At 60.0% G+C, this 25,831-nt stretch carries 22 protein-coding genes; 9 read left to right on the forward strand and 13 right to left on the reverse strand.

Annotated features, from left to right (window positions below; all coding sequences use genetic code 11):
• Positions 1-16: 16 nt before the first annotated feature.
• The 4 genes from HH303_RS14065 to HH303_RS14080 form a co-directional block, all read right to left on the reverse strand.
• Positions 17-1,486, reverse strand: coding sequence for a sensor histidine kinase (locus tag HH303_RS14065; protein WP_169626005.1), 1,470 nt, complete (start codon positions 1,484-1,486; stop codon positions 17-19).
• A 37-nt stretch (positions 1,487-1,523) separates the two neighbouring features.
• On the reverse strand, positions 1,524-2,045 hold the full coding sequence (locus HH303_RS14070; RefSeq protein ID WP_169626006.1) for a molybdopterin-dependent oxidoreductase: 522 nt from the start codon (positions 2,043-2,045) through the stop codon (positions 1,524-1,526).
• A 76-nt stretch (positions 2,046-2,121) separates the two neighbouring features.
• A complete protein-coding gene (locus HH303_RS14075; RefSeq protein ID WP_169626007.1) occupies positions 2,122-3,282 on the reverse strand; it encodes an HD domain-containing phosphohydrolase in 1,161 nt (386 codons plus the stop codon).
• Positions 3,283-3,285: 3 nt separating this feature from the next.
• Positions 3,286-4,503, reverse strand: a complete 1,218-nt coding sequence (locus HH303_RS14080) for a GGDEF/EAL domain-containing response regulator (protein WP_169626008.1) — start codon at positions 4,501-4,503, stop codon at positions 3,286-3,288.
• A 114-nt stretch (positions 4,504-4,617) separates the two neighbouring features.
• On the opposite strand from HH303_RS14080, the gene HH303_RS14085 reads away from it, so the two are divergent.
• Positions 4,618-5,595 (forward strand): DNA-binding response regulator, encoded by a 978-nt coding sequence (locus HH303_RS14085; protein ID WP_169626009.1) that lies wholly within the window; start codon positions 4,618-4,620, stop codon positions 5,593-5,595.
• Between the two features lies 1 nt (position 5,596).
• On the opposite strand, the gene HH303_RS14090 is transcribed toward HH303_RS14085, so the two are convergent.
• From HH303_RS14090 to betI, 4 genes are all read right to left on the reverse strand, one after another.
• Positions 5,597-6,877, reverse strand: a complete 1,281-nt coding sequence (locus tag HH303_RS14090; RefSeq protein ID WP_169626010.1) for an HDOD domain-containing protein — start codon at positions 6,875-6,877, stop codon at positions 5,597-5,599.
• A 73-nt stretch (positions 6,878-6,950) separates the two neighbouring features.
• A complete protein-coding gene (locus tag HH303_RS14095) occupies positions 6,951-7,826 on the reverse strand; it encodes a PhnD/SsuA/transferrin family substrate-binding protein (protein WP_169626011.1) in 876 nt (291 codons plus the stop codon).
• A 107-nt stretch (positions 7,827-7,933) separates the two neighbouring features.
• Positions 7,934-8,983 (reverse strand): agmatinase, encoded by a 1,050-nt coding sequence (gene speB / locus HH303_RS14100; protein WP_169626012.1) that lies wholly within the window; start codon positions 8,981-8,983, stop codon positions 7,934-7,936.
• Between the two features lie 146 nt (positions 8,984-9,129).
• On the reverse strand, positions 9,130-9,717 hold the full coding sequence (gene betI / locus HH303_RS14105) for a choline-binding transcriptional repressor BetI (protein WP_169626013.1): 588 nt from the start codon (positions 9,715-9,717) through the stop codon (positions 9,130-9,132).
• A gap of 178 nt (positions 9,718-9,895) precedes the next feature.
• On the opposite strand from betI, the gene HH303_RS14110 reads away from it, so the two are divergent.
• A complete protein-coding gene (locus HH303_RS14110) occupies positions 9,896-10,807 on the forward strand; it encodes an NAD(P)-dependent oxidoreductase (RefSeq protein WP_169626014.1) in 912 nt (303 codons plus the stop codon).
• A gap of 74 nt (positions 10,808-10,881) precedes the next feature.
• Here HH303_RS14110 and HH303_RS14115 read toward each other — a convergent pair whose 3' ends face one another.
• A complete protein-coding gene (locus HH303_RS14115) occupies positions 10,882-11,514 on the reverse strand; it encodes a TetR family transcriptional regulator C-terminal domain-containing protein (protein ID WP_169626015.1) in 633 nt (210 codons plus the stop codon).
• A gap of 269 nt (positions 11,515-11,783) precedes the next feature.
• On the opposite strand from HH303_RS14115, the gene HH303_RS14120 reads away from it, so the two are divergent.
• The 5 genes from HH303_RS14120 (at position 11,784) to HH303_RS14140 (ending at position 16,703) form a co-directional block, all read left to right on the forward strand.
• Positions 11,784-12,890 (forward strand): ABC transporter substrate-binding protein, encoded by a 1,107-nt coding sequence (locus HH303_RS14120; RefSeq protein ID WP_169626016.1) that lies wholly within the window; start codon positions 11,784-11,786, stop codon positions 12,888-12,890.
• 182 nt (positions 12,891-13,072) lie between these two features.
• A complete protein-coding gene (locus HH303_RS14125; RefSeq protein WP_169626017.1) occupies positions 13,073-13,870 on the forward strand; it encodes a HalD/BesD family halogenase in 798 nt (265 codons plus the stop codon).
• An 87-nt stretch (positions 13,871-13,957) separates the two neighbouring features.
• The gene (locus tag HH303_RS14130) at positions 13,958-14,812 is read left to right on the forward strand and encodes an ABC transporter permease (RefSeq protein WP_169626018.1); all 855 of its coding nucleotides are present in this window, start codon (positions 13,958-13,960) and stop codon (positions 14,810-14,812) included.
• A gap of 7 nt (positions 14,813-14,819) precedes the next feature.
• Positions 14,820-15,590: an ABC transporter permease gene (locus HH303_RS14135; protein WP_169626019.1), complete on the forward strand. Its 771-nt coding sequence runs from the start codon at positions 14,820-14,822 to the stop codon at positions 15,588-15,590.
• Positions 15,591-15,620: 30 nt separating this feature from the next.
• Positions 15,621-16,703, forward strand: a complete 1,083-nt coding sequence (locus HH303_RS14140) for an ABC transporter ATP-binding protein (RefSeq protein ID WP_169626020.1) — start codon at positions 15,621-15,623, stop codon at positions 16,701-16,703.
• Between the two features lie 48 nt (positions 16,704-16,751).
• Here the strand turns inward: HH303_RS14140 and HH303_RS14145 are convergent, their stop codons facing one another.
• On the reverse strand, positions 16,752-17,348 hold the full coding sequence (locus HH303_RS14145) for a helix-turn-helix domain-containing protein (protein WP_169626021.1): 597 nt from the start codon (positions 17,346-17,348) through the stop codon (positions 16,752-16,754).
• A gap of 211 nt (positions 17,349-17,559) precedes the next feature.
• Here HH303_RS14145 and HH303_RS14150 point away from each other — a divergent pair, with 211 nt between their 5' ends.
• A complete protein-coding gene (locus HH303_RS14150; protein ID WP_169626022.1) occupies positions 17,560-20,010 on the forward strand; it encodes a GcvT family protein in 2,451 nt (816 codons plus the stop codon).
• A 10-nt stretch (positions 20,011-20,020) separates the two neighbouring features.
• On the opposite strand, the gene HH303_RS14155 is transcribed toward HH303_RS14150, so the two are convergent.
• Positions 20,021-20,923, reverse strand: a complete 903-nt coding sequence (locus HH303_RS14155) for a LysR family transcriptional regulator (protein WP_169626023.1) — start codon at positions 20,921-20,923, stop codon at positions 20,021-20,023.
• 103 nt (positions 20,924-21,026) lie between these two features.
• Here HH303_RS14155 and HH303_RS14160 point away from each other — a divergent pair, with 103 nt between their 5' ends.
• Positions 21,027-22,043: a YeiH family protein gene (locus tag HH303_RS14160; protein WP_169626024.1), complete on the forward strand. Its 1,017-nt coding sequence runs from the start codon at positions 21,027-21,029 to the stop codon at positions 22,041-22,043.
• 2 nt (positions 22,044-22,045) lie between these two features.
• Here HH303_RS14160 and HH303_RS14165 read toward each other — a convergent pair whose 3' ends face one another.
• Positions 22,046-23,590 (reverse strand): indolepyruvate oxidoreductase subunit beta family protein, encoded by a 1,545-nt coding sequence (locus HH303_RS14165; protein WP_169626025.1) that lies wholly within the window; start codon positions 23,588-23,590, stop codon positions 22,046-22,048.
• Positions 23,591-23,614: 24 nt separating this feature from the next.
• The gene (locus tag HH303_RS14170; RefSeq protein ID WP_169626026.1) at positions 23,615-25,765 is read right to left on the reverse strand and encodes a thiamine pyrophosphate-dependent enzyme; all 2,151 of its coding nucleotides are present in this window, start codon (positions 25,763-25,765) and stop codon (positions 23,615-23,617) included.
• Between the last annotated feature and the right edge of the window lie 66 nt (positions 25,766-25,831).

Genomic DNA, 25,831 nt, shown 5'->3' on the forward strand with positions numbered 1-25,831 from the left:
CGCTGGGTTTGGAAGGTCAATGCGGGAAAGAGGCCGCGTCGCATGCAGGCAGCGGCAACCGGATCACGAAACATCCCCCGTCATGGTCGGATCGGTCGATTCCGATGCTGCCCCCGAAGGTTGAGGCGACGATTTTGCGGCTGATCGCGAGACCTTGGCCGGAGCCGACTCCAACCGGTTTGGTCGTGAAGAACGGGTCGAAAATCTGGCTTTCGATCTCGACCGGGATGCCGGGTCCATTGTCGATCACCCGGATCGTCAGGCTATCGTTCTCGACGGCGGCGTTGACTTCGATCCGACCGTCGCCGGGAGGTAAGTAGCCGCTGGCGACTTTTTCCTCGATGGCCTGCGCGGCGTTGACGATCAAATTGATCAGCACCTGGTTCAACTCGTTTGTCCGGCCTGTCACCTTCGGCAGGTTCTCAGGCACGTCCGATGTGACGGTCGCGACATGCTTGGTCTGGCTCGTCGTCAGGATCAGCGCGTTTTTGATTTCGCCGACAACATCGACCGGAACCTCACTGCCATCCTCGGTATGGGCGAAGTGGCGGATCGCCTTCACGATCTCCCCGATTCGACGCATGCCTTCGACCGACTGAGTCAGGGCGGCGGGCACTTCCTCGCGGTAATATCGGGTGTCTTCGTCATCCGCTTGCGTCGGATCGCTATCCTTCGGTTGAAGCGTATGGTCGAAGGCTTCGCGCAGGAATTCCAGGTTGGACATAACGAATTGGGCCGGGGTATTGATTTCGTGCGCGACGCCCCCGGCCAAAGTCCCCAACGCCTGCAGTTTGTTACGTTCCGCTGTTTCTTCCAGGAACCGCCGTTCGCGTTCTTCCTGTTCCGCCTTGTAGTCGGATCGGTAAGCCTTCAGCATCTGTTGGAAGGCGAAGGTGAAGGCAACCATCACGATCGTGACGTTCAGGATAAAGAGCGCCTCCATCCAGTTCAGCATCTGGGTGATTTTGGCATTGCGGCTCGTATTCCGGTTCGACGCGAAATGCAGCGTCGCGACGGATACCTGCTGCAGGCGCTCTTCGAATGGTGCCAGATCTTGGATTAGGCTTGCCGCAAGGGTCTGGGCATCCATATCGGGTTTGGCCGCAAGTTCCTTGTCAAGGCCCGCAATGGTTTCCATCAACTGGCCGATGGTTTCGGAAAACACCGCGATGTCGCGAAGGTCTTCGAACCCGGCGCCACGGTGGACCAAATCGATACGGCTGACGAAAATTTCGTAGGAAATTTCCAGATCGTCCATATGCACCAACTGCCCCGCCAAGGCCTTATCGGACAGTCGCAACGTGGTTTGCAGTTCCTTTTGTATCTGGAAAACAGCCCATAGCATGTTTTCGCGGAATTCGACGGCTTCCTGCTCCATCTGGTTCCGAAACCAGGTTGAAAAAGCCAGATATCCGCCGGCGAGCAGCACTACGACGACCAGCAAGACAATGCGCAGGCGGGGCATGAACTGGGCGGCGGCGGACATGATTGGACTGTTCCTGATTTCGGTAATGGGCGCTGGGTTATTCGATTGTAATCGATTTAACCTGCCAGACGGAAACCGACCAATAGGTTTCGGTGCGCAGGGCTTCGTCCGTGTTGAACGGGAAGATCACCCACAGCGGCCCCTTATCGCGAATGGACAGGCGTTCGCCGTTCATCTCATAGGCCAGAATCGCATGGGCGTCGGTCAGCAGCGAGGCTTCGGTCGTGGCGGCGTAATCGTTCAGCGCGGTGATCGTCAGGGTCTTGCCTTTCGCACCGACCGCGTGAAGCAGCGCGGTGATCGGAACACCCTGGAAGGTCACATTGCCTTCGGTCCAGGGCGTGTTCGTCGTGATGGTTGTCGGGGCGATCGACTTCAGCATGTCGAGGTCGAACATGGCCTGACCAGCGTTATTCGAATGTTCTATCGTGCCGGAAACGGTCAGGATCGCGCGGCCGGTCGGCATCGGCAATTCACCGGCAAGGGTGGGGGTGCCTTGGCCGATTACGGCGACGACGGTGAGGCAGGCGACTGCTGCCAGAGAACGGAAAAAGGTCATGGGGGCCTCCTTGATTTCAACTTTATAGTGTTATAACCGGTAAAAAGCGGTATCGAAGTCCTCATTTGAGGGTGATTTAACCGAAGTACCGCGTGACGGGAACTGTGCCGGACAGTTCGGGGTATTTCGGGTCGTGCCGCAGTTTCACGATGTGGAATTCCGACAATTCGCTTCCGGCAGATAGCAGTAGCGAGCCGTCCGGTGCCGTCAGATCTTCCTCCAGAATGTCGCCGGGCAGCAAACGCCCAACCTGAACCTCGATCACCGTGACCGGCTCCTGCAAATCCGTTTCCCGGAATTCCTCCAGGACGCTGCGGGTCATCATCAGGACGACCGGATCGTAGACCCTTTCCGACTTTTCCATCTTCTCCAATTGGGCGAGGGAAGGGCGGCGGGTCCGGTCCATCGGCGTCGCCGCGTTCAGAACCTTCAAGATACGACTGCCCAAGGGGATGTCTTCTTCGGCAAGAGCAATGCTCTCCGGCGCACCGGTACCGTCGAAGTTCTTGTTCTGGAAACGGATGATCCTGGCGACGCCTTCCAGTCGGGGAACTGACTTGATCAGTTCGTAGGCGACTTCCGGCTGACGATCGACAAGGATTTGTTCCTCCGGGCCCAAGGGGCGGTGACGGAACAGTTTTTCCAGGATCACTTCCGGGACGCTCATCCATCCGATGGCGGCCAGCATGGTTGCGATCTTGATTTCCCAGATATTGGGCGCGCCCAGGTCGGCGGCGATCCGAGCGGCCAGCGGCTGTAGCAGGTTGCTGCGGCTGTAGGCGATCGGATTGATCACGCGCAAGACGTCCAACAGGACCTTCACGCTGCCCGCCAGGGTCTTTTCCAAAAGGTCGCGTTCCATGCTGCGCAGTTTGAATTGAGTCAACGCGTTGTCGATGGCCGCAGTCATTACGGTGGTTTCACAGGGTTTGTTCAGGAAATTAAAGACGTGGCCGCGGTTTACCGCGTCGATTGCCGTTTTCTGATCCGTATTCCCGGTCAGCATGATTCGGATCGCGTCCGGATGTTCCTGGGCGACGGTGGACAGAAATTCCACGCCGTCCATTTCCGGCATGCGCATATCGGACACGACGACGGCAAACGGACCGGCCGAGTGCAGCTTTTCCAGGGCGGCCTTGCCGCCGCCGGCAAAGTCGATGTCATAGCGTCGTTGGAACTGACGCCGGATACCGGCCAGAAGATTAGGGTCATCGTCGACGAAAAGGACTTTACCCATTGGTCATCTCCCTGAAGTCAGTAGGATTTTCGTCGGCGATGGTGCCATCAAATGGCCGCGTTCCTCCATCCAACCGATGTAAGTTTCGGGTGCCAGCGGTTTGGCAAACAGGTAGCCTTGCATTTCATCGATGCCGACGGTCCGGACCAAGTCGTGGTGGCGGTCGTTTTCGATCCCCTCCGCGACGGTTTTCATGCCCAGTTCCCGCGCAAGGTTCCAAACGGCGGATAGGATCGCACGGTCACGGTCGTTGTCCGGCGCGTTGGTCACGAAGGATCTGTCAATCTTCACGCAATCGACGTCCAGGGATTGCAGATAGTTCATGGAGGCGAAACCGGTGCCGAAATCGTCGATCGACAATTTCACACCCAGGCTCCGAAGACCTTCCAGCGTTTCGCGAACCAGATGGCCGTCCTTCATTTCCAGGCCTTCGGTGATTTCCAGTTCCAGGCGCGACGGGTCCATCCCAGTGCGGGACAGGGCGCTGCGCACCATGCCGACAAGGTTCCCCTTTTCGAACAGGGCGGGGGAAATGTTCACCGACAGCGACAGGTCCAGGTTCCGGTCGTGTTTCCACGTTGTCCAGTTCCGGCAGGTCTTCAGCAGGACCCAGTTGGTGATTTCACGGATCGAGCCGTCGGCTTCCGCGGCGGGAATAAAATCGATCGGGGAAATAAGGCCGCGATCCGGATGCGTCCAACGGATCAGGGCTTCGGCGGCATGGGGGAAACCGGTCAGCGTATCGACGCGCGGTTGGTAATGCACCGCGAATTCCGCATCGAAATCCGCCAGCGCTAGGGCGGCCTTGGTCCAATTCATTTCCGATCCATCGGCATTCGCCGTCTGGAGCGCCACATTGTAGGCGATCGCACAATCGTCGAGACAGTTCATGAAATCGCGCGCGGAAGTCGGCTTTTGCAGGAACCGGAAAACCGATGCTCGGTTTATCGCCGATGTTGCGGTGTCGGCACAGGCATAGCCGGTGAACATCACGCGCGGTGTTTGCGGCGCGACGTGCCGCGCCTGCTCCAGGAAATCCAAACCGCTCATGCCCTGCATGTTCAAATCGCTGACAACGGCCATGAACGGTCCCTGCTCCCGAAGGCGCGTCAGGCCTTCTTCACCGCTGGACGCTACGACGACATCGTATCGGGAGCCGAGGATTCGGCGGATGCCTTCAAGCATGAACGGGTCGTCATCGACCACTAGAACGCGGCGCATGGAAGCTCTCTCTTTCTCGAACTGTGCTTCCTCTGCTATATGTCGAAAGCGATCGGGGGCTCTATCCGCATTTGAGGACAATTTGCGGAGCGGTTTGTTTTTTCGGAGGCCCCTTTGACCTCATCCAAGTCCATTGTTTTCGTCGATGACGAACCCCAGATGCTCGCCGCGTTGAAGCGTAGTTTGCGGTCGGCCGCCGCCGATTGGGATATGGCATTTTACGATGATCCGCTGGAGGCATTGAAAGCCATCGCCGCCAATCCACCGGATGTCGCCGTCATGGATATCCGCATGCCGAAGATGAGCGGTGTCGAACTCGCCCGCGCGATCAAGGCGGAAGTGCCGGAGGTCGTGTGTATGGTGCTGTCCGGGTCGACCGATTTCGAAGTCGCCGTCGATTCCATCAACAGCGGCCATGTCTTCCGCTATTTCGTGAAACCCTGCGCGACGGAAACCCTGGTTCAGGGGATTCAGGACGCGCTGGTCCTGCGCGCGGAATGGGACGATGCTGTGGCGACCAAACATGCCGCGGCCCCCTCGCTGGCCGCTTTGGAGGTCATACCCTATGGCGTGGTCGTCGTAGGGGAAGACGGCCGCGCGCAATTCACCAATGCACGCGCAGGCGCCATGCTCGCCGCACCGGGCGGGCTGTCGCTCGATTCCGGGGGAATCTGTCGGGCCGTGAGGTTGGACGAAACCGAGAAGCTTCAATTGGCAATCGCCAGCGCAAGAGAAACGGGCGAGACGTCGGCGTTGAGCCTATCCGCGGAATCGGACCTGCCGATACGGGTCACGGTACAGCCGTATCGTGTTGAAGGGCAGGATAAGACGCAATCCGTGTGTCTATTCCTGTTTTCGGATGAAATGGCGCGGGCCTTGAACCCGAAACTGCTGAATAGCATGTTCGGTCTGACCGTTGCGGAATCCCGGCTGGCGGCTGCCTTGGCGCAAGGTCTGTCCCTAGACGAGGCAGCCCAGGAATGCGGCGTTACGAAAAGTTCCGCGCGCACGTATCTGAAGAATATCTTTTCCAAGCTGGGCGTGACGCGTCAGGCGGAATTGGTGCGTACCATTCTGACGTCATTGGCGTGAGCTAGCCGTCTTCTTGGGCCTGCCCCAATTCCGCCCGTAACGGATCGCCCAGGCCGAGGGCATCCAGATAGTCCCAGTCCAGGACCGGTTCGTGGCCGTGATGCACGAACAGGGCGGCGTCTTCGCCGCCCGTGTCTGCCCCGGCCATAGCCTGCGCGACATGGACCGCGCAGAGGGCGCCGCGTTCCGGCGGCCCCGCCTTGGCCGGGTGGTGATGAAAGGCGATCGCTTCCACCACCGGGTCGGCAAATCCCCAGACGGCGACCAGATAGGCGCTCAATTCACTGTGCGTCGCCCCGAACATCGCGCGTTCGACGGCGCCGACGGACGTATCGTGCTGATCCAGATAGCGCATGGCGCGGGCATAACTGTTCGGTTCGTTGACCTGCAGAACGAGGCTGCCGATATGGGACAGCAACCCGGCGGTGGCGGCATGGGTGACAATGTCCGGGTCCATACCGTGCCGTTGCGCGAATTTGCGGGCATACCCGCCGATACGCATCGATCGTTCCGCAAGTTTCTTACATTCGTCCGCCAGGGCCGAGGATAGCGGCGTCAGCAGGAAGAATTCGGCGACGGTCAACAGTGCCCGGATGGATTCCATGCCCAGCATCTCGACCGCTTCCTGGGCGCGCGTCAGGCGTTTCGGCAGACCGAAATAGGCCGAATTGGAAAGGCGGAGGATTTGCGTGGTCAGGCCCAGATCTTCTTCCAGAACGGCCCCGACGGATTTGGCGGAAGCTGTCGGTGAATCCAATTGCTGCAATAGCGCGTAATAGGTATCCGACGGGACCGGCACGCTTTTCAGGCGTCCCATCAATTCGCGTAATGCTTCGGTCGGCAGCATGGTGCGCAGGGTCAGCGCTTTTTCGATGCTGGCCGCGATTTCGGCGGCGTCGCAGGGTTTGGCGAAAAACCTTTGGGCCGGACCCAGGGCCCGTAGAAGGTATTCCTTGTCGGCATATCCGGTCAGGATGTAGCGCAGGCTTTCCGGATGTTCGGTAGCCGCGGCCTCCAGCACTGCCGCGCCGTCGACATCCGGCATGCGCATGTCGGACACGATTACGTCGAACGGTCCGGCAGCGATGCGGTCCAGCGCGGCCTTGCCGCCTTCGATAAATTCCATATTCCAGAGGTTGCGGCGATGCCGCAGCGTCCGCCGCAGGCCGTCCAGAATGAACGGTTCGTCATCCACGAACAGAACCGTTGGGCGTGGCACCGATTCCGACGGAGCCGTGGCCGCGTCTGTGGTCTCATCGTTTCCGTCGGTTTGATCGCTCATCACATGAGTCCCATTGCCTCTATCTCAGTGTCGGCCCAAATGCCCGACTGCCGCAACCCTAACGCTATTTTCGTCAATTCGGGAACGGACACGGGGTCGTGTTCCCTCCTGGGGGATCAATCGCCAATGCCTTCAGGCTATCCCAATCGGCGTCTTGGGCGGGGACGATGGCGCTAATGCCCAATTCGCCCACCAAGTCCGGGGAATTGCTGTCGACCGATCCTAGAATATCGGATAGGCCGTTTTCCAGGTTGTCCGGCAGGGCTTTGTGAACGGCGAAGGCGTTTGGAGCCACATCCTGCGTCCTATACAGCACCCGCAACGCCGCGCGTGTCGATTCATCCAGGGCCGCGAAGGAATCCGGCGTGCCGCCGCCGACCGCGACACCGCCTTGTGCGACGGCGTTATAAACCGCTGCCTGAGACTGGAAATAGACAGGGGAAATTCGGACACCGGCGGTGCCGATCGCCGACCGCACCAGGATGCTGTCGGCGAAGGAATACAGTGTGGAGAACGCGGCGGTCCGACCGTTCAAATCGTCCAGCCTATGGATTTGGCTGTCATGGCGGACGACCAGCAGACCGCCGACCCGCGCCGTATCATCGCGTGCGATCGCCCGATAGCCGTCTCGACTGTGTGCGGTGACATAGCGAAAGGGGTTCAAATAGACGATGTCGTAGAAACCCGATGCCAGGCAAGCGTCGAAGGATTGGATGTCCTGGACCGTTGCCAGTCGGATCGGAAGCCCCAGTTGCACGGATAAATGTTCGAGCAACGGCAGCCACACCATCGTCAGATCGCGTTCGGATCGGGTCGGCTCGACTCCAAAAATCAACTCATGCCGCGAGTCTCGGTCGGCGGCGGCCTCCGTGGTGGCCGCTGTCGTGGCGACCGTAATTGTGAGGCATAACACCCCCGCCACCCTGGCTAGGATAGAACAACCGCGCATGCGAACAGCTCCCGACAGTCCAATGAATGGGAGCACGCTACGGCGGAGACGCTTTCGTCTCTATCCCCATATAGGGGTGATTTACTGTCGCGACGGGGATGGGCGCGTCAGCGGGCGTCCGGCAGCGATGGGCTGAACTGGATCAGGCTCAAGATTTCGAACAGCATCTGCGCGCCGGCATGGGCGGTGTTCGTGGTTGCGTCATAGGACGGGGCGACTTCCACCACATCGCCGCCGATGAAATTCAGACCCTTCAGGCCCCGGATGATGGCCATCGCTTCCCGCGTCGTCAGGCCGCCGATTTCCGGTGTACCCGTTCCCGGTGCGAAAGCCGGGTCCAACCCGTCGATATCGAAAGTAAAATAGGTCGGACCGTCGCCCAGCACTTCACGCGCCTTCGCGACAATGCCGTCCGTTCCCAGCGTGGCGACGTCTTTCGCTTCGATTACCGTCATGCCGGAAACTTCGGAAAATTCCCAGATATAGCCGGCGGCCCCCCGGATACCGATCTGAATACAGCGTTCGGGGTCGAGCACGCCGTCCATCACCGCGTTGCGGAAGGGACCGCCGTGATGGAATTTTTCTTCCTCATACGCGCCGCCCGTATCGCAATGGGCGTCGATATGGATCATGCCGACGGGGCGATCCTTGCCCAGGGCGCGCATGACGGCATGGGTCACGGAATGGTCGCCGCCGACGCCCATCGGAATGACGCCCGCCGCCGCGATCTTCGTGACATAGGCTTCGATGTCTTCCAGGCTTTTGTGCAAGTCGAAACGGCTGCGGAATGGGACGTCGCCGATATCTGCGACGGCCATCTGATGCAGCGGCGCGGTCTGATGGAAATCGTTATAGGGGCCGACGCGTTCCATCGTGCGCAGGGCGCGCGGCCCGAACCGCGCGCCGGTTCGATTGGTGACGCCCAGGTCCATCGGCATGCCGTACAGCGCGACCTGGAGCCCATCCAGATCGTCGGTGCCGGACCGCGCCGGGGCGTCCAACAGGGTCGGGTGCCCGGCATAGGGCGCGGGGCGATTGCCGCCCTGGGAGAAGATGTAATCCGCGACTTCCTGATATTTCGGATTGACCATGTCGCCCCCGGTCATGCTGTCGAATTTGGCGCGCAGGGCGTCGAGTTTTTCCTTATTCCAGGCCATCCGGGGATACTCCAATATCAAGATTGCGGTGCCGCATTCTGCTGACCGGGAGCGGGGAGATCAAATCAGATTTCCGATCGGTACCTGTTATCCCAAGTCACGAATTGCGGTGGGGCAACCGATCCCGCGTGTCGGGCGGTCCGTCGTCATGTCGGCGGCGCGGACAGCTTGTCCCGTAGGAAGTCCATGGTCAGGTCATAGGCTTCATCGGCTGACAATTGAGTCTGCGGCTGCGCCAGTTCGATCCAAAGACCGTCCACCAGCGCCACTATGCCTCGTGCGATGGTTTGGGCTTTTTCTTTCGGATGTAGTTTTTTCAATTCGTGGACGAGGTTCTGTTTGAAACGACGTCGGTTGATCTGCTCCAACCGGGCAAGGGCCGGATCGTGCGGCGCTTGTGCCCAGAAATGCAGCCAAGTGAGGCAGATTTCGGGGCGGAAGACGGCGGGGTCGAAATTGCTGCGCAGGATCGCGGCGATCCGGTCCGCGGGCAATGCCGATGTCGTCAGGTTCGTTACCATGGTGCTGCGGATTTGCCGCAGCAGGCTGCGCATCGCTTCTTCCAGGAGGTTCTGCTTTCCCCCGAAATAGTAATGAATATTCCCGGTGGACAGGCCCGCTTCCGCACAGATTCGCGCAACCGTTGTTTCCTGATACCCGTATTGGTGAATGCATTTCAGGGTCGCGTCGACGATCTTCTGCCGCCTGTCCGCATCTATCGGTTTTCTACCCATGTTCGGTCCACTGCCAATCGTCCGCTCAACCAATCGAACGTGCCTATAGCACAGTTCGCAGGATCGCATGATAACACCGCGTTAGAATTTATTGCATGGTTATGCAAACTTTATAATTGCACAAGTATGCAATGACGATATCGTGCGATACGTCTTCACGGGTATAGGAACAAACGACATGCGTATCGGCTTTATCGGGTTGGGCACGATGGGCGGTCCCGCCTCCTTGAATTTGATCAAGGGCGGGCATGAATTGACGGTTTGCGATTTGGATCGCGGCCGGGCGGAAAAGCATTTGGCCCTGGGGGCGAAATGGGCATCCACACCGGCGGAAGCAGTACAGGGCGCCGACGTGATTTACACCATGGTTTTCGGTCCGAAGCAGATCGATGCGGTGCTGCGTGGTGAGAACGGGGTTCTGTCGGCCATCGGTCCCGGACAGGTTTGGATCGATATGACGACGAACGAACCCGCCCTGACCCGCGCCCTGGCGGCGGATGTCCGTGCGAAAGGGGCGGAAGCGATCGATGCCCCGGTCACCGGGGCGGTGGACGGTGCGCGCAATGGCAACATGACGCAATTCGCCGGTGGCGATGAGGCGACGGTGGAACGGCTGCGCCCGATGATGGAGCTGATGGGGGCTGTTCATTATATGGGGCCGACCGGTACCGGGGTGATCACCAAATTGGCCAGCAACCAGCTTTGGGCCATCCACGCGACGGCGATGGGGGAGGCGCTGGTCATGGCGGTGAAATCCGGCGTCGAACTACCCCGCGCCTGGGAAGCGTTGAAGATCGGCGCGGCGGAAAGCTGGTGCATGCATCACGACGCCCCGTCCGTGTTTCAGGGGCATTACGATCCGTCTTTCACGCTGGACCTGTGCATGAAGGATTTGGGTCTGATTGTCGGTGCCTGCGATGCGGCGGGTACGGAATCCAGTGTCACGCGTCTTGTTCGGGACCGATTCCAAAAAGCGCATGAAACCTATGGCGGCGACAAGGGCGAGTTGCATGTCGTTAGGTTGGAAGAGGATGCGGCGGGCGTATCCCTGCGCATGGACGGCGACTGGGTGCCGCATTGGGAAAAATAGATAGCGGTCGGGTGGGGCCGTTGGCGGGTCGGAACCGGATCGTAAGTCGGTTTCGGCCCGCCCCTTTGGCCTGATCACGCAGGCGACATCAGTTGCGTGTCGATATAGTTGGTGCAGCACGCAATCGCTTCCTCGCGGGAGCTTAATTTCTCGTAAATCGACAGGGACAGCCAGTAGCCGTCGATCATGGTGATCAGGCCCATGGCGGCCTGCCGGGCGTCGAGGCTGATACCTCGTTCCGCTGCGGCGGCGGCGAATAGTCTTTCTGTGTTTTCCAGATAGTTTCCGTAAACCTGCTGGTTCGCCTTACGGACCAGCGGGTTGAAACGGATTTCGTGCCAGAAGGTCAGAAAGGCGTTCCGATTCTGGGGCGTGTTCACCTTCGCGGAAAACACGGCGTTGGGGAGGGCGTGCAACTGGTCGACCGGGTCGTCCCCGGCCTGCGTCTGTTTCTTTGCAACATGGGATGCGACGGTTTGGTACAGGTGCCGGAACGCGATTTCCAGCAAGTGTTCCTTGCTGTCGAAATAATGGTTCATCAAGCCGCGCGAACTGTTCGCCTCCGAACAGATGGATCGGACGGTCGTGCCCGCAACGCCATGCTCCGCCAAAGACCGAATGGTGCCTTCGATCAGGGTCTTGCGGCGGAACTCATTTATTTCCGGATGGGTCCGGGGCCGTTCGACGACCGCTTTCTTTCGCAGCATGAAACCCGCCTTAGCAACCAATACGATTGCCGCAACTTTTCAAGAACCGGGACAATTGTCAAAGTTTTTCAATAATTTCAGCGAATGATAGTGGTTCAAAAGCGCTGTTTCAGCGGAAGTCTCTCACTACGAAACGCTTGAGGGTTCTACGGATATGTCAGGGTTTACCGGGAAATTTATTTTTGCACGCTTGTTTAAATTTGTTGAACATCCGTCAAATTTTTTGTTAGCGTTCTTTCCGGGATAGACACTGAGAGAGGGAGGTTTCGATGAAAAACGGACTTGAACGCTGGTTGGTTGAGGAACTGGAATGTGGGCGCATCGACCGCCGCCGGTTGTTGAAGATGATGGGCGCCGCCGGTGTCGGCATGGCGGCGACCACATGGTCGGCCAGCGCTTTGGCGGAAAACAATCTGACGATCCTGTCCTGGTCGGGCTACGACATTCCGGAAATGGCACCGGCCTATTTCGATGCGCATCCCGCGCCCGATTTCACGCTGATGGGCTCGGACGAAGAAGGGTTCCAGAAAGTTCATGCGGGCTTCCGACCCGATCTGGGCCATCACACCAGTTTTATCGTCGGAAAGTACCGGGATGCCGGTCTGTTGAAGCCGATCGACCGGTCACGGCTGACCCATATCGACGACTTCTTCCCGGAATTGGAACAGATCGTCACCACCGACGGAAAATTGTGGGAAGCACCGCTCAGTTGGGGCAACTCGTCGGTGATCTATCGCCGCGACCAAGTGGAAGTGACGGACAGTTCCTGGGGCTTGCTGTGGGACGAACGCTATAAGGGGCGGATCGCGTCGCGCGATTCCCTGGAAGGCCTGTTGATCGTCGGCGGTCTTTATACCGGCGCGGCCGATCCGTGGGAAATGACGGATGCCGAACTGGAAAAGGCGAAAGACGCCTTGATCGCCCAGAAACCGCTGCTGCGGTTCTACTGGTCCAGCCAGACGGATCTGGAACAGGCCTTCGCGAATGGTGAAATCGTCGCCGCCTATGGCTGGAATGCATCGGTTGCGATGCTGCGCAAGCAAGGCATCGATATGGCCCTGATGAAATGCAAGGAAGGCATCGTCACCTGGACGGACGGGTTGGTGATGATGTCCGGCGGCAGCGCCTCCGACGACCTCGCCTATGAATTTATCAACGCATACATGTCGCCGGAAGTCGGCGCCTTCCTGATCAATTCCTACGGCTATGGCAGCGGGAATGCGAAGGCCTACGAATCGGTGACCGACGACCGCCTTGCCGAACTGGGGATCACGGATCCGGATGTCGTGATTTCGACCTCCAAGTTCCAACGCGAAATATCCGCGGAAACCCGGCAGCGGTATCAGGCCGTCTTCGACGAGGTGAAACTGTCGTGACGTTCGGTCGACGGTAGTTTCCGGCCGCGTCGGCTCGGTCTCCCTCTCCCTGTTCCGGGAGGCGGGGCCGTCGCGGTCCATCGCTTGATATCTGAAACGGTTCGGGTCAAGGGGCGGTCGTGTACCCGGCCGTTCTCCCCGACCCCTGTCTTGACGCCACTATTTTTTGGAGAGGGACCATCATGCGGCCCGAAGAAGTCGTTAACCTGGACGCCTATCCGATCCTGGATCGGTCGTCGCCGAAGCGTGCGGAGCTGGTTGCCCGATTGAAGCGGGAACTCGATCAAAATCTATATGTCTCCTTGCCTGATTTCATTCGGCCGGCGGCGCGGGATCGGGCGGTCGCGGATGCGATGGCGGCCCATCCGAAGGCGTTCCACAACAAGTCCCGGCGCAATTGCTACCTGCAGCGCAAGGGGGATGAGACTCTGCCGGGCGATCACCCACGCAATATCCTGATGGATGCCAGCACGCGGATGATTGCCTATGACCTGATCCCCGGCGATTGCCCGGTGAAGACGCTCTATCATTGGCAGCCGGTTCGCGATTTCGTCGCAGCAATCGTCGGCAGCGAAACGCTTTACGATAACGAAGACCCGCTGCAACCGGTCAATCTGCTGTGTTATGAACCCGGCGACCGGTCGGCATGGCACTTCGATTCCGTCAATGCCTTCACCATGACATTGATGCTCCAGGCACCGGAAAAGGGCGGCGATTTCCAACTCGTGCCGAATACGCGCTCCGATTCCGATCAGAACTACGATTATGTCGGGGCGATCGTGCGCGGCGAACGCCCGCAGGATGCGGTGTCCGTCGCGCGGGAAGCCGGGGCCTTGTGCATTTTCCGTGGGTGCAATTCCTTGCATCGCGTATCCCCGGTCGAAGGCGACAGGATGCGGATCATGGGGGTGTTCGTGTATGAATCGGAACCCGGCGTGACCGGCGACCCGGAAGTGAATGCCACGGTCTACGGCCGATAAGGCGGCATGGGACGGCGGGCGGATTACCGTCCCGCCGTCCAGGTCCGCGACAGGCCCTGACGAGACAACGCGTGAGACGGAGACCGCATGATACGCCCGGCGAATATTCCCAGACTGCTGCTTACGCCCGCGATTTTGACGACGGTCGTCACCTTGGGCGTTTGTCTGGTCGTGCTGTTGGTTCTGTCCTTCGGGCGTCAGAACTACCTGGATATCGAATTGGGATTGTCGGCGCATAACTTCGAACTGGCGCTGACCAAACCGCTGATCCTGAAGCTGATGGGGAAATCGGCCCTGATCGCGACCGGCGTGACGGCGCTGTCCCTGATCCTCGCCTATCCGATCGCCTATCTGATCGCCTTCGATATTCACAAGAACAAGCTGCTGTGGCTGATCTTATTCACGCTGCCTTGCTGGATCAGCTATTTACTTCGGATTCTGTCTTGGAAGCTGATCTTGGGGTATCAGGGTGTCGTCAATTCGTCGCTGATGGGGTTGGGCCTCGTCGATCAGCCGATCGACGCGCTGCTCTATAATTCGAATTCGGTCGTCATCGCCCTGACCCATGCCTGGGCGCCCTTCGCGATCCTGCCCATCTATGTCAGCCTGGAGAAAATCGATAGGGCCTTGATGAAAGCGTCCGGCGATCTGGGCGATCCGCCGTACCGGACATTCCTGCGTGTCGTCCTGCCACTGTCCCTGCCGGGGGTCAGCGCGGCTTTCGTGCTGATCTTCATTCCGACATTCGGCGACTATGTGACGCCGCATTTGTTGGGCGGCCCCACGGGATTCATGGTCGGCAACTTCATCGCCATGCAATTCGGGGCTTCCAACAACTGGCCGCTGGGGGCGGCGGTCGCCCTGGTTTCCATGCTGACGGCGACCTTGCTGGTCTGCCTTTTTATCGCCGGTTCCAAACGGGCCGTGCGGGCGATCGGGTAGGGACACCATGCGCACCGTCAGAAAACTCTACGCCGCCGTATACTTCTTCGTCCTGTATCTGCCGATCCTGCTGCTGATCGTCTTTTCCTTCAACGATTCCGTCTACATCGCCTTTCCGCTGAAATCCTTCACGCTGAAATGGTACGAGGCGGCGATACAGAATGCGCAATTGCTGTCGGCGTTCTCCAACAGCCTGATTATCGCGACCGTGACGTCGGTGACCGCGACATCGGTCGGTCTTCTGGGTGCGATGGCGACCACGCGTTATCATTTTCGGGGCAAGACGCTGGCGTCCGGGGCGTTGTTCGCGCCCTTGGCCCTGCCGACCGTCGTGACCGGTGTGGCGCTGCTGTCCATTTTCATGATGACGGGGATCGGTTTGTCGATCGGCACGGTCATCCTGGGGCATGTCATGATCTGCACCCCCTTTGCCTATGGCGTAATGGTGTCCCGGTTCGACGGGTTGAGCCCGGATTACGAAAGGGCATCGATGGATTTGGGCGAGCCGCCGATCCGCACTTTCCTGCGGGTCACCCTGCCGCTGGCGATGCCCGGCGTCGTGTCCAGCCTGCTGCTGACCTTCACGATTTCCTTCGACGAATTCATTCTGGCGTTCTTCCTGTCCAGCAATTCGCCGACGCTGCCGGTCTTCATGTGGAGTCAAATGCGCTTTCCCGACCGCCTGCCGCTCGTCCTCGCTCTGGCGACCGTCGTGATCGTCGTGTCCAGCGTTCTGATTATCGTTTCACAACTGCTGCGCCGTCGGCGCGACAGATAGATGTAAGTAGACAGGTTCGAGAGGCCGCCGATGACTGACGATTTCATTTCCCTGCAATCGGTCCGTAAGACCTACGGTTCCGTCGTCGCCGTCGACAGTGTCGATCTGGATATCGCGAAGGGATCGTTCTTCTCGCTCCTTGGCCCGTCGGGGTGTGGCAAGACGACTCTCTTAAGCATGATGGGCGGTTTGGATTTTCCGACGTCGGGAAAGATCTTCATCGACGGCGCGGATGTGACGAAAACGCCGTCCTATCGCCGTCCGGCCAATATGGTGTTCCAAAGCTACGCGATCTTCCCGCATCTGAATGTCGCGGAAAATGTCGGCTACGGCTTGCAGCGCAGTGGCCTGTCGAAGGCGGACCTGAATCGGCAGGTGGAGGAGATGCTGGACCTCGTCCATCTGGGTGGCTACGGGAACCGCAAGACGGATCAGTTGTCCGGCGGTCAGATGCAGCGCGTTGCCCTGGCGCGCGCCCTTGTCGTCAAACCGAAGGTGCTGTTGCTGGACGAACCGCTTTCCGCCCTGGACAAGCGCCTGCGCCAGAATATGCAGATCGAGTTGCGCGCCATTCAGCGGGAGGTCGGCATCACCTTCGTTTTCGTTACGCACGATCAGGAAGAAGCGCTGACGCTATCCGACAAGATCGCCGTGATGGCACGCGGGCAGGTCTTGCAATGCAGCTCGCCCGCGACGCTTTATGACCGGCCGCTGTCCCGGGAGGTGGCGGAATTCGTGGGGGAGATGAACCTGATTCCCGGCACGGTGAGGGACGTAACGACGACGGGTGTCAGCGTCGATATGCCGTGTTTCGGGACGCGGCGTTTGCAGGCGGGAACGCGCCGCTTCCTGGTCGGCGATTCCGTCTGCGTCGCGGTGCGGCCGGAAAACTTCCATCTGTCCGAGGCGCCGGAAGCCGCATCGATGCGGGTGACGAACCGCGCCTATTTCGGGTCGCATATTCATCTCATTCTGACGACGGACGGGGTGGCGCCGATCTGTGCCGACGTGCCCGCCGCGACGGCGCGCCGACTCCGCGACATCGACGGCGAAGGCGTCGTTTCGGTGGATTTCGACGAGGATACGGCGGTGTTGCTTCCCGGCAAGGAATGACCGCCGCCCCTAATAACTGTTCCCAATAACTGGCCCTAATAACTGGCCCTAATAACTGGGAGGCGTGACGGCCCAGATGACGATGGTTTCCTCCTTCGACGGATTGTCGTAGCGGTGCGGTTTGTCGCTTTCGAAGGCGAAACTGTCCCCAGCCCGCAGCAATACTTCGTCTTCGTCGATCCAAAGGCGCAGCACGCCTGAAATTACGATCCCGGCCTCTTCCCCCTGATGGAAATAGCTATCGTCGCCGCTGGCGGATCCCGGCGGAAAGACGCATCGCAGCAGTTCTATCTGCCGCCTTAGATTTGGCGATAGCAACTCGTCGGTAATGCCGCTTTTGAAGGTCAGCGTCCGGCGGTTCCGTTTCCGAACTACGACGTCGCGCAGATGTTCCTCCTCCTCCGCCGCTGGAGAGAAAAACCAACTGATCGTGACGCCCAGGGAACGGCTGATGGCGTGGAGGGCCTTTACGGACGGGCTGGAAACGCCGCGTTCGATTTGGCTTAGGTAACCGACCGACAATCCGGTCGCGCCGCTGACATCGGTCAGCGTCATTCCCTTTGCTTTTCTGAGATCGCGGATTTCGAACCCCACCCGTTCGTCCGCCCCCAGAAGTTCCTCTACATCAACTGTCTGCCCCGTCATATCCGCTAACCCTTCCCGATTGGATTGACGCCTGAGTCGGGGAAGGTCTGTGGGTGACTTCATATGTAAAATCCTCCTTCGCGCGGATTTTACCAACCATCGGTATGATCGCGTTAATCAATTCAACAAATTGAAGGTATTTTTCTGTTGTGAAAAAATCGATTATAAATTTCATTTCCGGATAACAAGCTCTTAACCCAAGGAAAACCGCATGACCCTGCCGTCTGAAACCGATGTTGTGATTATTGGGGGTGGCGTGGCGGGCTGCTCCATCGCTTATCACCTCACCAAGCTGGGGATCACGGATGTCGTTCTGTGCGAACGCAAGCAGCTGACCTGCGGCACGACCTGGCATGCGGCGGGGTTGGTGACGCAGTTGCGCGCGACCCGGAACATGACGGAACTGGCCAAATATACCGGGGAACTGTTTACGGGGCTGGAGGCCGAGACGGGCCAAGCGACCGGATACAAGAAGAACGGGTCGCTCCGTATCGCGAAAACGCCGGCACGGCTGGAAGAACTGAAACGCGGCGCGTCCATGGCGCGGAATTTCGGTCTGGAAGCCCAGGTCGTGACGCCGGGGCAGGTCGCGGAACGCTGGCCGCTCGCTAAGGTCGACGATATCGAAGGGGCGATCTGGATGCCCAATGACGGGCAAGTGAATCCGGCGGACGTTACCCAGGCGATGGCGAAGGGCGCGCGCATGGGCGGCGCGAAAATCTTTGAACAGACGAAGGTGGAACGAATCCTGATCGAAAACGGACGCGCCTGCGGCGTGGTCACGGACAAGGGTGAGATTCGCGCGAAAAATGTCGTTATCTGCGGCGGCATGTGGTCGCGCGATTTCGCGGCGGCGCATGGCGTGTCCCTGCCGCTGCATGCGGCGGAACATTTCTATATCGTGACCGAACCCATGCCGACTCTACAGGCCAATTTACCTGTCATGTTCGTCGCTGACGAATGTTCCTACTATAAGGAAGACGCCGGGAAGTTGTTGTTGGGATGTTTCGAACCGAACGCGAAACCTTGGGGCCATCGCGGCATTCCGGATGATTTTTGCTTCGATTCCCTGCCGGAAGATTTCGATCACTTCGAACCGATTCTGGAAATGGCGGTGGAACGGGTTCCGGCCCTCGCGGAAACCGGCATTCAACTGTTCTTCAACGGGCCGGAAAGCTTCACGCCCGACGACCGCTATCTGTTGGGCGAAACGCCGGAGGTCGCGGGTCTGTTTTGCGCCTGCGGGTTCAATTCCGTGGGGATTCTGTCGTCCGGCGGCGTCGGGAAGGCCCTGGCCTCCTGGATTCGCGACGGGCACGCACCGATGGAACTGGCGGATGTCGATATACGCCGCATGCATCCGTTCCAGTCGAACAAGCGCTATCTGCATGATCGCACGACCGAAACGTTGGGCGCGCTGTTCGACATGCATTGGCCCTATATGCAGTTCGAAACGGCGCGCGGCGTGCGGCGCAGCCCGTTCCACGACCGCCTGATCGATGCCGGTGCCTGCATGACGGAAGCGGTCGGCTATGAACGGCCCGGTTTCTTCGCCCGCGGCGATATTCCGGCGAAGATCGAATATTCCTACGGGCCGCAAAACTGGTTCGACGCTTGTGCCGCCGAATGCCTGAACACCCATCAAAAGGTCAGTATCTTCGACCAAAGCTGCTTCACCAAGTTCCGGGTCGAAGGCCGCGACGCCTGCGCTGTTCTGAACCGGATTTGCGCCGGGAATGTCGATGTTGCGGTGGGACGTCTTGTCTATACCCAGATGCTGAATGCACGCGGCGGGATAGAGGCGGACGTAACGGTCACCCGCCTGTCGGAAACGGAATTCATGGTCGTGTCCACCCTGGGGTCCCAGACACGGGATCTGTCCTGGTTGCGGCGGAACCTCCCGGAAGACGCCCATGCTATCGTCACCGACATTACCGCGGGCATGCCGATGCTGGCGATTATGGGACCGGGTTCCCGCGCTTTGCTGGAAGCGGTCAGCGGAGAAGACTTCTCCAACGCCGCCTTCCCGTTTGGGACCAGCCGCGACATTCCCGTCGGTTATGCCCAGGCGCGGGCCAGTCGCGTCACCTATGTCGGTGAATTGGGGTGGGAGCTTTATTGCTCCGCCGATATGGCCCAGCATGTCTTCGATACGCTGCTCCAGGCCGGGGCGGACCGCGGATTGGCGCATGGGGGCTATTTCGCGATCAATTCCCTGCGTATGGAAAAAGGCTACCGTCACTGGGGCCATGATATCGGGGAGGAGGATACTCCGATCGAGGCCGGGCTGGGCTTCGCCGTCGCCTATGACAAGCCGGGCGGCTTCATCGGGCAGGATGTCCTGCTGCGCCAGCGGGAGGCGGGGACACCGACCAAACGCCTGGTTCAGGTGCGATTGGATACGGAGGGCGTCGGGCCGCTGCTCTACCATAACGAACCGATCTGGCTGGACGGGCAAATCGCCGGATCTGTGACTTCCGGAGCCTACGGCCATCGGATCAAGGCGTCCTTGGGAATGGGCTATCTGACCCATCCGGACGGTGTGGATAAAGCTTTGCTGGCGGGCGGGAAATTTGAAGTCGAAGTGGCCTGCGAACGGTATCCCGCGACGGTCCAACTGGCGCCCTTCTTCGATCCGAAGAGCGAGCGGGTGAAGGCCTGACGCCTGAATCTTACGCCCGGTCCGGGTCGGTTTCGCGCAGCAGGTCCATCAGGACCTGCACGGCGCGGGTTCGATGCCGGTCCGGGTGTGTCAGGACGGCGAAGGGGCGGATCGGGCGGTCGGCCCAGGTGACGCGCCTTGCCGTCAGCCCCTGTCCCTGCGCGGCGCTGGTCGTTCGATAGGACATCATGGTGACGCATCGGCTGGCGGCGACGGCGGCCAGCAAGGCCTCGTTCGACGGCAATTCCATTGCGATGTCGATATCGCCCGGCGACAGACCCATTCCGGCGAAATGCTGTTCGGCGGCGGACCGGGTACCCGACCCCGGTTCGCGCAAGAGCCATCGGAATCCGCGATAGTCCTTCTGGCTAAAGTTGACCATATCCGCCGCGGGATGATCGCGCGGCATGACCAGGACCAGTTCGTCATAGGCGACGACCCGGCGTTTCAGGTCGCTGGGCGGTAGGTCGCCTTCGATGAAACCCATATCCGCCGCGCCGTCGCTGACGGCCTTTGATGCCTCCGCCGTATTGCCGATGCGCAGGGACACGTCGATTCCGGGATAGCGTTCCTTCAGCGCGATGAGTTTTGGCGGCAACCAATAGCTCGCGACGGTCTGGCTGGCCTGAATGCGCAGATGCCCGCGCGGCGCCTTCGATAGGTCGTCCAGGATCAATACGGCGTTTTCCGCTCGTGCCAGAAGCGCCCGCGCTTCCTCCAGGAAGATCGCCCCTTCGTCCGTCAGGTCGATCCCGCGGCCAACCCGGTCGAAAAGCCTTACATCGTGTTGCGTTTCCAGGGCGGCAATCGCGGCGGATACGGCGGACTGGCTCAGGTTCAGCGCGTCCGCTGCCCTTGTCACATGCCGACGTTCCGCCACGGCAACGAAGATGCGCAATTGATCGAGTGTCATGCCATATAATCAGAAAAATCGATTGGTTATACAATAATATTCAATTGGATCGAATGAATGTTAGCAGGCAGGGTCCCCGCATACATTAGCGATGGGTGATGTCATGTCCAATACCGATGCCGTCGGAAGCCGTGCGGTTCCTCAGTTTACAATCCGAAACCTTTTGCCGGGATTGGCGGCGGCGGGACTGCTCGCAGGTGTAGGAATTGCGGTTCGGGATTGGTGCGGTTCGCCGATGGTCAGTCCGATGGTCGTTGCCATGGTCCTGGGCATTGCGGTTCGCAACAGTATCGGCGTGCCGACGGCGCTGAAGCCCGGTCTCGCAATTTCCCTGCGCCCGATCCTGCGATTGGGAATCGTCCTGCTCGGCTTTCGTCTGACCCTGGATCAGATCGGTGCTGTCGGACTGGCCGGGGGCGGTGTGATCGTGGCGACGCTTTGTGCGACCTTCCTGTTCACCAAGGCCTTAGGACGGGTGCTGGGCGTCGATGCGCGTCTGGCGGAACTGATCGCGGCAGGAACGTCGGTCTGCGGTGCATCGGCGGTTCTGGCGACCAACACGGTGACGCGCGGTAGCGACGAAGATGTCGCCTATGCCATCGCCTGCGTGACGGTTTTCGGGTCCGTGTCGATGTTGTTGTTTCCGTTTCTAGCGGGACCGTTGGGCCTGTCAGCCCATGACTTCGGCCTATGGGCCGGGGCCAGTATTCATGAGGTGGCGCAGGTCGTCGGTGCGGGATTTGCCCAGGGCGACACAGCGGGCGAATTCGCGACGATCGCGAAGTTAAGCCGTGTCGTCCTGCTCGCGCCGCTTGTCCTATCGCTCGGCTTCGTGGCCCGGCGGCGGGGTGGGAATGCTGGGACGGCGCCGCCGAAGCCGTGGTTTGTCTTCGGTTTCGTTCTGGTCGTTGCCCTGAATTCTGCGATGGCAATCCCGACGGAAGCCCTGTCCGTGCTGAACGGGGTGTCGGGCCTCATGCTGACCATGGCGTTGGGGGCGATGGGCTTGGAAACGGATATCGGTAAGCTTAGGCAGGAAGGGCTGCGCCCCCTTATCCTGGGGGCGGTCGCCTGGGTCTTCGTATCCGGGACCGCGCTGGTGATGATCCGGTCAATATAGAGTTACAGTGTCGCGATGGTCTTCAGCGCCCCGCCCAGGGCGTCGCCCTTTTCGTCCGACAGGGCAGCATCGCGTAACCGGCGCAGCCAATCCGCCGCGTCGCCCCGCCCGCGCAGGACGGGCAGGCCGGACAGGACACGCTGGAACTTGGAATGTCCCCGATCATAGGTATCGGAATAGCCCTTGATCAGACGGCGGCATTTCAGGATTTCGACACCCAAAGCGTAATCCTGCTTCGCCTCCGCCAGGGCAAGGGTGAACCAGTCATCCAGGTGGGCGGTTTCCACTTCATGCCGCCGCATGCCGCGTCGCCAGCGGCGCAATCCGGCGACGATCCAAAGCATGCAGAATCCGGTCAACCGGTCCGTGCGGATGCGGCGTCCCTTGTTCACGCGCCGATCGAACCAGCCGAAGACGGCGGGATGATTTTCCATCCAGCGGCCCAGTCGGGCCGGCAGCAGGCCGCAGATTTCTTCCATTCGGGGATGGAAATATTCCGTGACCTGGACGATGCCGGTATCCGGAACGCCCTGTTCCCTGCGCAGGCGGGTCTCGCGGGTGCTGCGGGTCTTCAGGTCCGCGACCCGGACGATATCGTCATAGACCATGGCATTCGCGATATACTTCGCCGCCTCTATGGAAAAGGCGAAACCGTGATCCGCCGAATCCATTGCGACAGCCTTGTCCAAACGATCCAGATAGGCCGCGCCATAGGCGATGTCCTGGAAGTCCACAACCTTGCGCAGGCCCAATTCAGCCATGGCCCGCACGGGGGGCGGCAGGGTGGCGATCCGATCTTCCAAGGTCCGCCATTGGATCATCAGTTTGGACGACCCCGAAACGTTGCCTTTGCTTTCCGTTTTCGCGTCGACAGCGGCCGGGATATCGCCTTGAACAGCACGATCGTAGGCGGCGGAAAAGGCGCGCAGGCTGGCTTCCACCCCACGACCGCTTGCCTTGACCGTGTCTTCGAAAGAGGTACGGTCGAAAGGCAGGGCACCGGATCCCGCGAGGGCGCCGAACAGGCTGGCGGAAATCACGCTGCCGTTTTCTATCGCCAGCTTTTCCATATCGAAACAGACCAGCTTATGCGATGCGTCTCGCGCCGCCTGCCAAACCCGATCCGTATCCGCACGGCCGTCGCCGGGCACGATTTTTTCCGATACCGCCAACACGCGATGGGACGATGCGATCAGGACCGTCCGGTCGGGTGTACAGAATCCCCGCTGGATCGATCGGCCCGCCTCCATCATCTCAGCCGCAATCATGATATCGACATCCCCGGCGGAGGGGCTAAGCGCGAAGACCGGTGCGCGGCCTGTATCCGGGGCCATCTCGACATAATAAATCGTGGCGCCGGTGCGTTGCGCGACCCCGGCGACGGAGGTCGACTGCGCACAATAGCCGTTGCGTTCGGCCACGGCGGTGATCCAGTCGGTCAGCACGCCGCCGCCTTGACCGCCGACCGCCAGAATCGCCAGTTTGATGATGGATGCGGTCGCGTCGTCGCTGCGTTCCGGCAGGCCGGGCAGGGTTTCAATCGTCATCTTATTATTCCCCGAAACACATTATTATTCCCCGAAACACAGGCGCGACGTTTCCCGACGCCGTTGCAGCCATCGCGTCACCGTTCGACGCAGGCGCTCCGCCCAGCGGTCCTTGGCGGTCGGGTTATGCACCACCTCTGCCTGATAGAAGGACGGACACAGGACGGCAGCGTCCGCGACTTCCCCACAATTGCCGCAACCGACGCAGCTTTGGTCGATGCTGGCGACCGGGTCGTCGCGCAAGGGATCGTCCAGGGTCTTCACCGACAAGGACGGACATCCCGACAGGCGCATGCAGGCATGATCGCCGGTACAGATATCCTCATCCACGCCGAAGCGGGGTTTCAGGACGCGGCGGCCTTCCTTGATCGCCTTGTTCATCGCCGGGCGTTCGCGCCGTTGGCGGTTCAACATGCATTCGGACGATGCGACGATGACCTTCGGTCCCTGCGCCGTCGTCGTCAGCGCTTCCTTCAGCGTGTCGCGCAGTTTTCCGACATCGTAGGTCCGGTCGATCTGGCGCACCCATTCGACACCGATTCCCTTCACGGCCTTCGCGATCGGGTGCTTGGTCGATTTCGATTTATTGTCTGCACGAGACGACAAGACGTCCTGTCCGCCTGTTGCGGCGGAGTAATAATTGTCGACGACGACGATGACATTGTCGTTCTTGTTGAACACCGCATTTCCGAAGGACGAGGTCAGCCCGTTGTGCCAAAACCCGCCGTCGCCGAGGAAGGAGATCGTGCGCCGTTTCGACTTCTTGTCGTTGAATGCGGCGGCGGAGGCAGGTCCGAGACCGAAGCCCATCGTCGTGCCGCCGATTTCGAACGGCTGATTGATGGAAAACAGGTGGCAGCCGATATCCGACGCGATGTGATGCGGACCCAGTTCCTGTTCGACCAGTTTCGTCGCGGCGAAGACCGGACGTTCCGGGCAGCCGGTACAGAATCCCGGCGGACGGATCGGCACGACCGTCGACAGGTCCTGGGCGATTTGCGATGGCGGCGGGGCGTTCGGCGCGCGCCCTTGGGACGGCAGCCATTCCGGCGCATGCGCCTCGAAAAACGCGCGGATACCGTCCATCATCACCGCGCCGGTATATTCCCCGGCCATGGGGAAAGGCCCCTTGCCGACCAGCTTCGTCTTGGCCCCGGCCTTGTGCAGCATCGCGCCGAAGGCCTGTTCGATATGATCGGGCTGGCCTTCCTCGACCACTAGAACGGCGTTCTTACCCTCACAGAATTCCAGAAACTCCGCATCGATCAGGGGATAGGTCACGTTCAGGACATAAAGCGGAACCTTGGTGTCGCCGTAGATATCGGCGAGGCCCAGGCGCTGTAGGCTGCGGACGACGGAATTATACATGCCGCCCTGCAGGACGATCCCGACCGTCGCATCGGTATCGCCGAAAAATTCGTTCAGCTTGTTCTTACGGATATAGTCGATCGCGGCGGGCAGGCGCTTGTCGATCTTTTCCTTCTCATGGACATAGGAATAGGGCGGCAAGACGATGCGTTCGGAATCGCGGCTGGGGTTTTCCATCGCGTCGCGCACGCTGAACGGCGGGCGGACATTGTCCTTGGCCGTGAAGCTGCCATAGACGTGACAGCCCCGGATGCGCAACATCATCATGACCGGGGTGTTGGAAGCTTCCGACAATTCGAAGCCTTGGCCGACCGCCGTGGTGATGGACGGCAGGTTCGGGCGCGGATCCAACACCCATAGCTGACTTTTCATCGCGAAGGCGTGGCTCCGTTCCTGCATGATGGAGGAACCTTCGCCGTAATCCTCCCCGACGATGACCAGCGCGCCGCCGGTGACCCCGCCGGATGACAGGTTGGCCAGCGCGTCCGACGCGACATTGACCCCGACCGGCCCCTTGAAGGTCACCGCACCCCGGATCGGATAATGAACGGAGGCCGCCAGCGTCGCCGCGGCGGCGGCTTCGGACGCGTTGGCTTCGAAATGGACGCCCAGTTCTTCAAGGATCTCCTGACCGTCGGCCAGCACATCCATCAGATGGCTGATCGGCGCGCCCTGATACCCGCCGACATAGCCGACACCGTTTTCCAGCAATGCTTTGGTAATGGCGAGGATGCCTTCGCCGCGAAACGTCTCCCCGGCGCCGAGTCGGAGTTTCTGCACTTCCTTGGCAAACGATCTTTCGGCCATGCGGGCAGCCCTCCTCTCCCAGGGGTTTTTAGAATTATATGCGTTTGCAAGTTATTTGTGATCCTG

Origin of the sequence: Pacificispira spongiicola (genome assembly GCF_012926505.1) — a bacterium.
In the GTDB taxonomy this organism is placed as follows: domain Bacteria; phylum Pseudomonadota; class Alphaproteobacteria; order UBA8366; family Aestuariispiraceae; genus Pacificispira; species Pacificispira spongiicola.

Bases quoted from the DNA above. Each gene is read 5' to 3' on its own strand.
- HH303_RS14130 (WP_169626018.1), top strand. From the start codon at position 13,958: ATGATACGCCCGGCGAATATTCCCAGACTGCTGCTTACGCCCGCGATT.
- HH303_RS14075 (WP_169626007.1), bottom strand. From the start codon at position 3,282: ATGGGTAAAGTCCTTTTCGTCGACGATGACCCTAATCTTCTGGCCGGT.
- HH303_RS14135 (WP_169626019.1), top strand. From the start codon at position 14,820: ATGCGCACCGTCAGAAAACTCTACGCCGCCGTATACTTCTTCGTCCTG.
- HH303_RS14145 (WP_169626021.1), bottom strand. From the start codon at position 17,348: ATGACGGGGCAGACAGTTGATGTAGAGGAACTTCTGGGGGCGGACGAA.
- HH303_RS14080 (WP_169626008.1), bottom strand. From the start codon at position 4,503: ATGCGCCGCGTTCTAGTGGTCGATGACGACCCGTTCATGCTTGAAGGC.
- HH303_RS14070 (WP_169626006.1), bottom strand. From the start codon at position 2,045: ATGACCTTTTTCCGTTCTCTGGCAGCAGTCGCCTGCCTCACCGTCGTC.
- HH303_RS14170 (WP_169626026.1), bottom strand. From the start codon at position 25,765: ATGGCCGAAAGATCGTTTGCCAAGGAAGTGCAGAAACTCCGACTCGGC.
- HH303_RS14155 (WP_169626023.1), bottom strand. From the start codon at position 20,923: ATGACACTCGATCAATTGCGCATCTTCGTTGCCGTGGCGGAACGTCGG.
- HH303_RS14095 (WP_169626011.1), bottom strand. From the start codon at position 7,826: ATGCGCGGTTGTTCTATCCTAGCCAGGGTGGCGGGGGTGTTATGCCTC.
- HH303_RS14165 (WP_169626025.1), bottom strand. From the start codon at position 23,590: ATGACGATTGAAACCCTGCCCGGCCTGCCGGAACGCAGCGACGACGCG.
- HH303_RS14125 (WP_169626017.1), top strand. From the start codon at position 13,073: ATGCGGCCCGAAGAAGTCGTTAACCTGGACGCCTATCCGATCCTGGAT.
- HH303_RS14160 (WP_169626024.1), top strand. From the start codon at position 21,027: ATGTCCAATACCGATGCCGTCGGAAGCCGTGCGGTTCCTCAGTTTACA.
- HH303_RS14115 (WP_169626015.1), bottom strand. From the start codon at position 11,514: ATGCTGCGAAAGAAAGCGGTCGTCGAACGGCCCCGGACCCATCCGGAA.
- HH303_RS14120 (WP_169626016.1), top strand. From the start codon at position 11,784: ATGAAAAACGGACTTGAACGCTGGTTGGTTGAGGAACTGGAATGTGGG.
- HH303_RS14110 (WP_169626014.1), top strand. From the start codon at position 9,896: ATGCGTATCGGCTTTATCGGGTTGGGCACGATGGGCGGTCCCGCCTCC.
- speB (WP_169626012.1), bottom strand. From the start codon at position 8,983: ATGGCCTGGAATAAGGAAAAACTCGACGCCCTGCGCGCCAAATTCGAC.
- HH303_RS14150 (WP_169626022.1), top strand. From the start codon at position 17,560: ATGACCCTGCCGTCTGAAACCGATGTTGTGATTATTGGGGGTGGCGTG.
- HH303_RS14090 (WP_169626010.1), bottom strand. From the start codon at position 6,877: ATGAGCGATCAAACCGACGGAAACGATGAGACCACAGACGCGGCCACG.
- HH303_RS14140 (WP_169626020.1), top strand. From the start codon at position 15,621: ATGACTGACGATTTCATTTCCCTGCAATCGGTCCGTAAGACCTACGGT.
- HH303_RS14065 (WP_169626005.1), bottom strand. From the start codon at position 1,486: ATGTCCGCCGCCGCCCAGTTCATGCCCCGCCTGCGCATTGTCTTGCTG.
- betI (WP_169626013.1), bottom strand. From the start codon at position 9,717: ATGGGTAGAAAACCGATAGATGCGGACAGGCGGCAGAAGATCGTCGAC.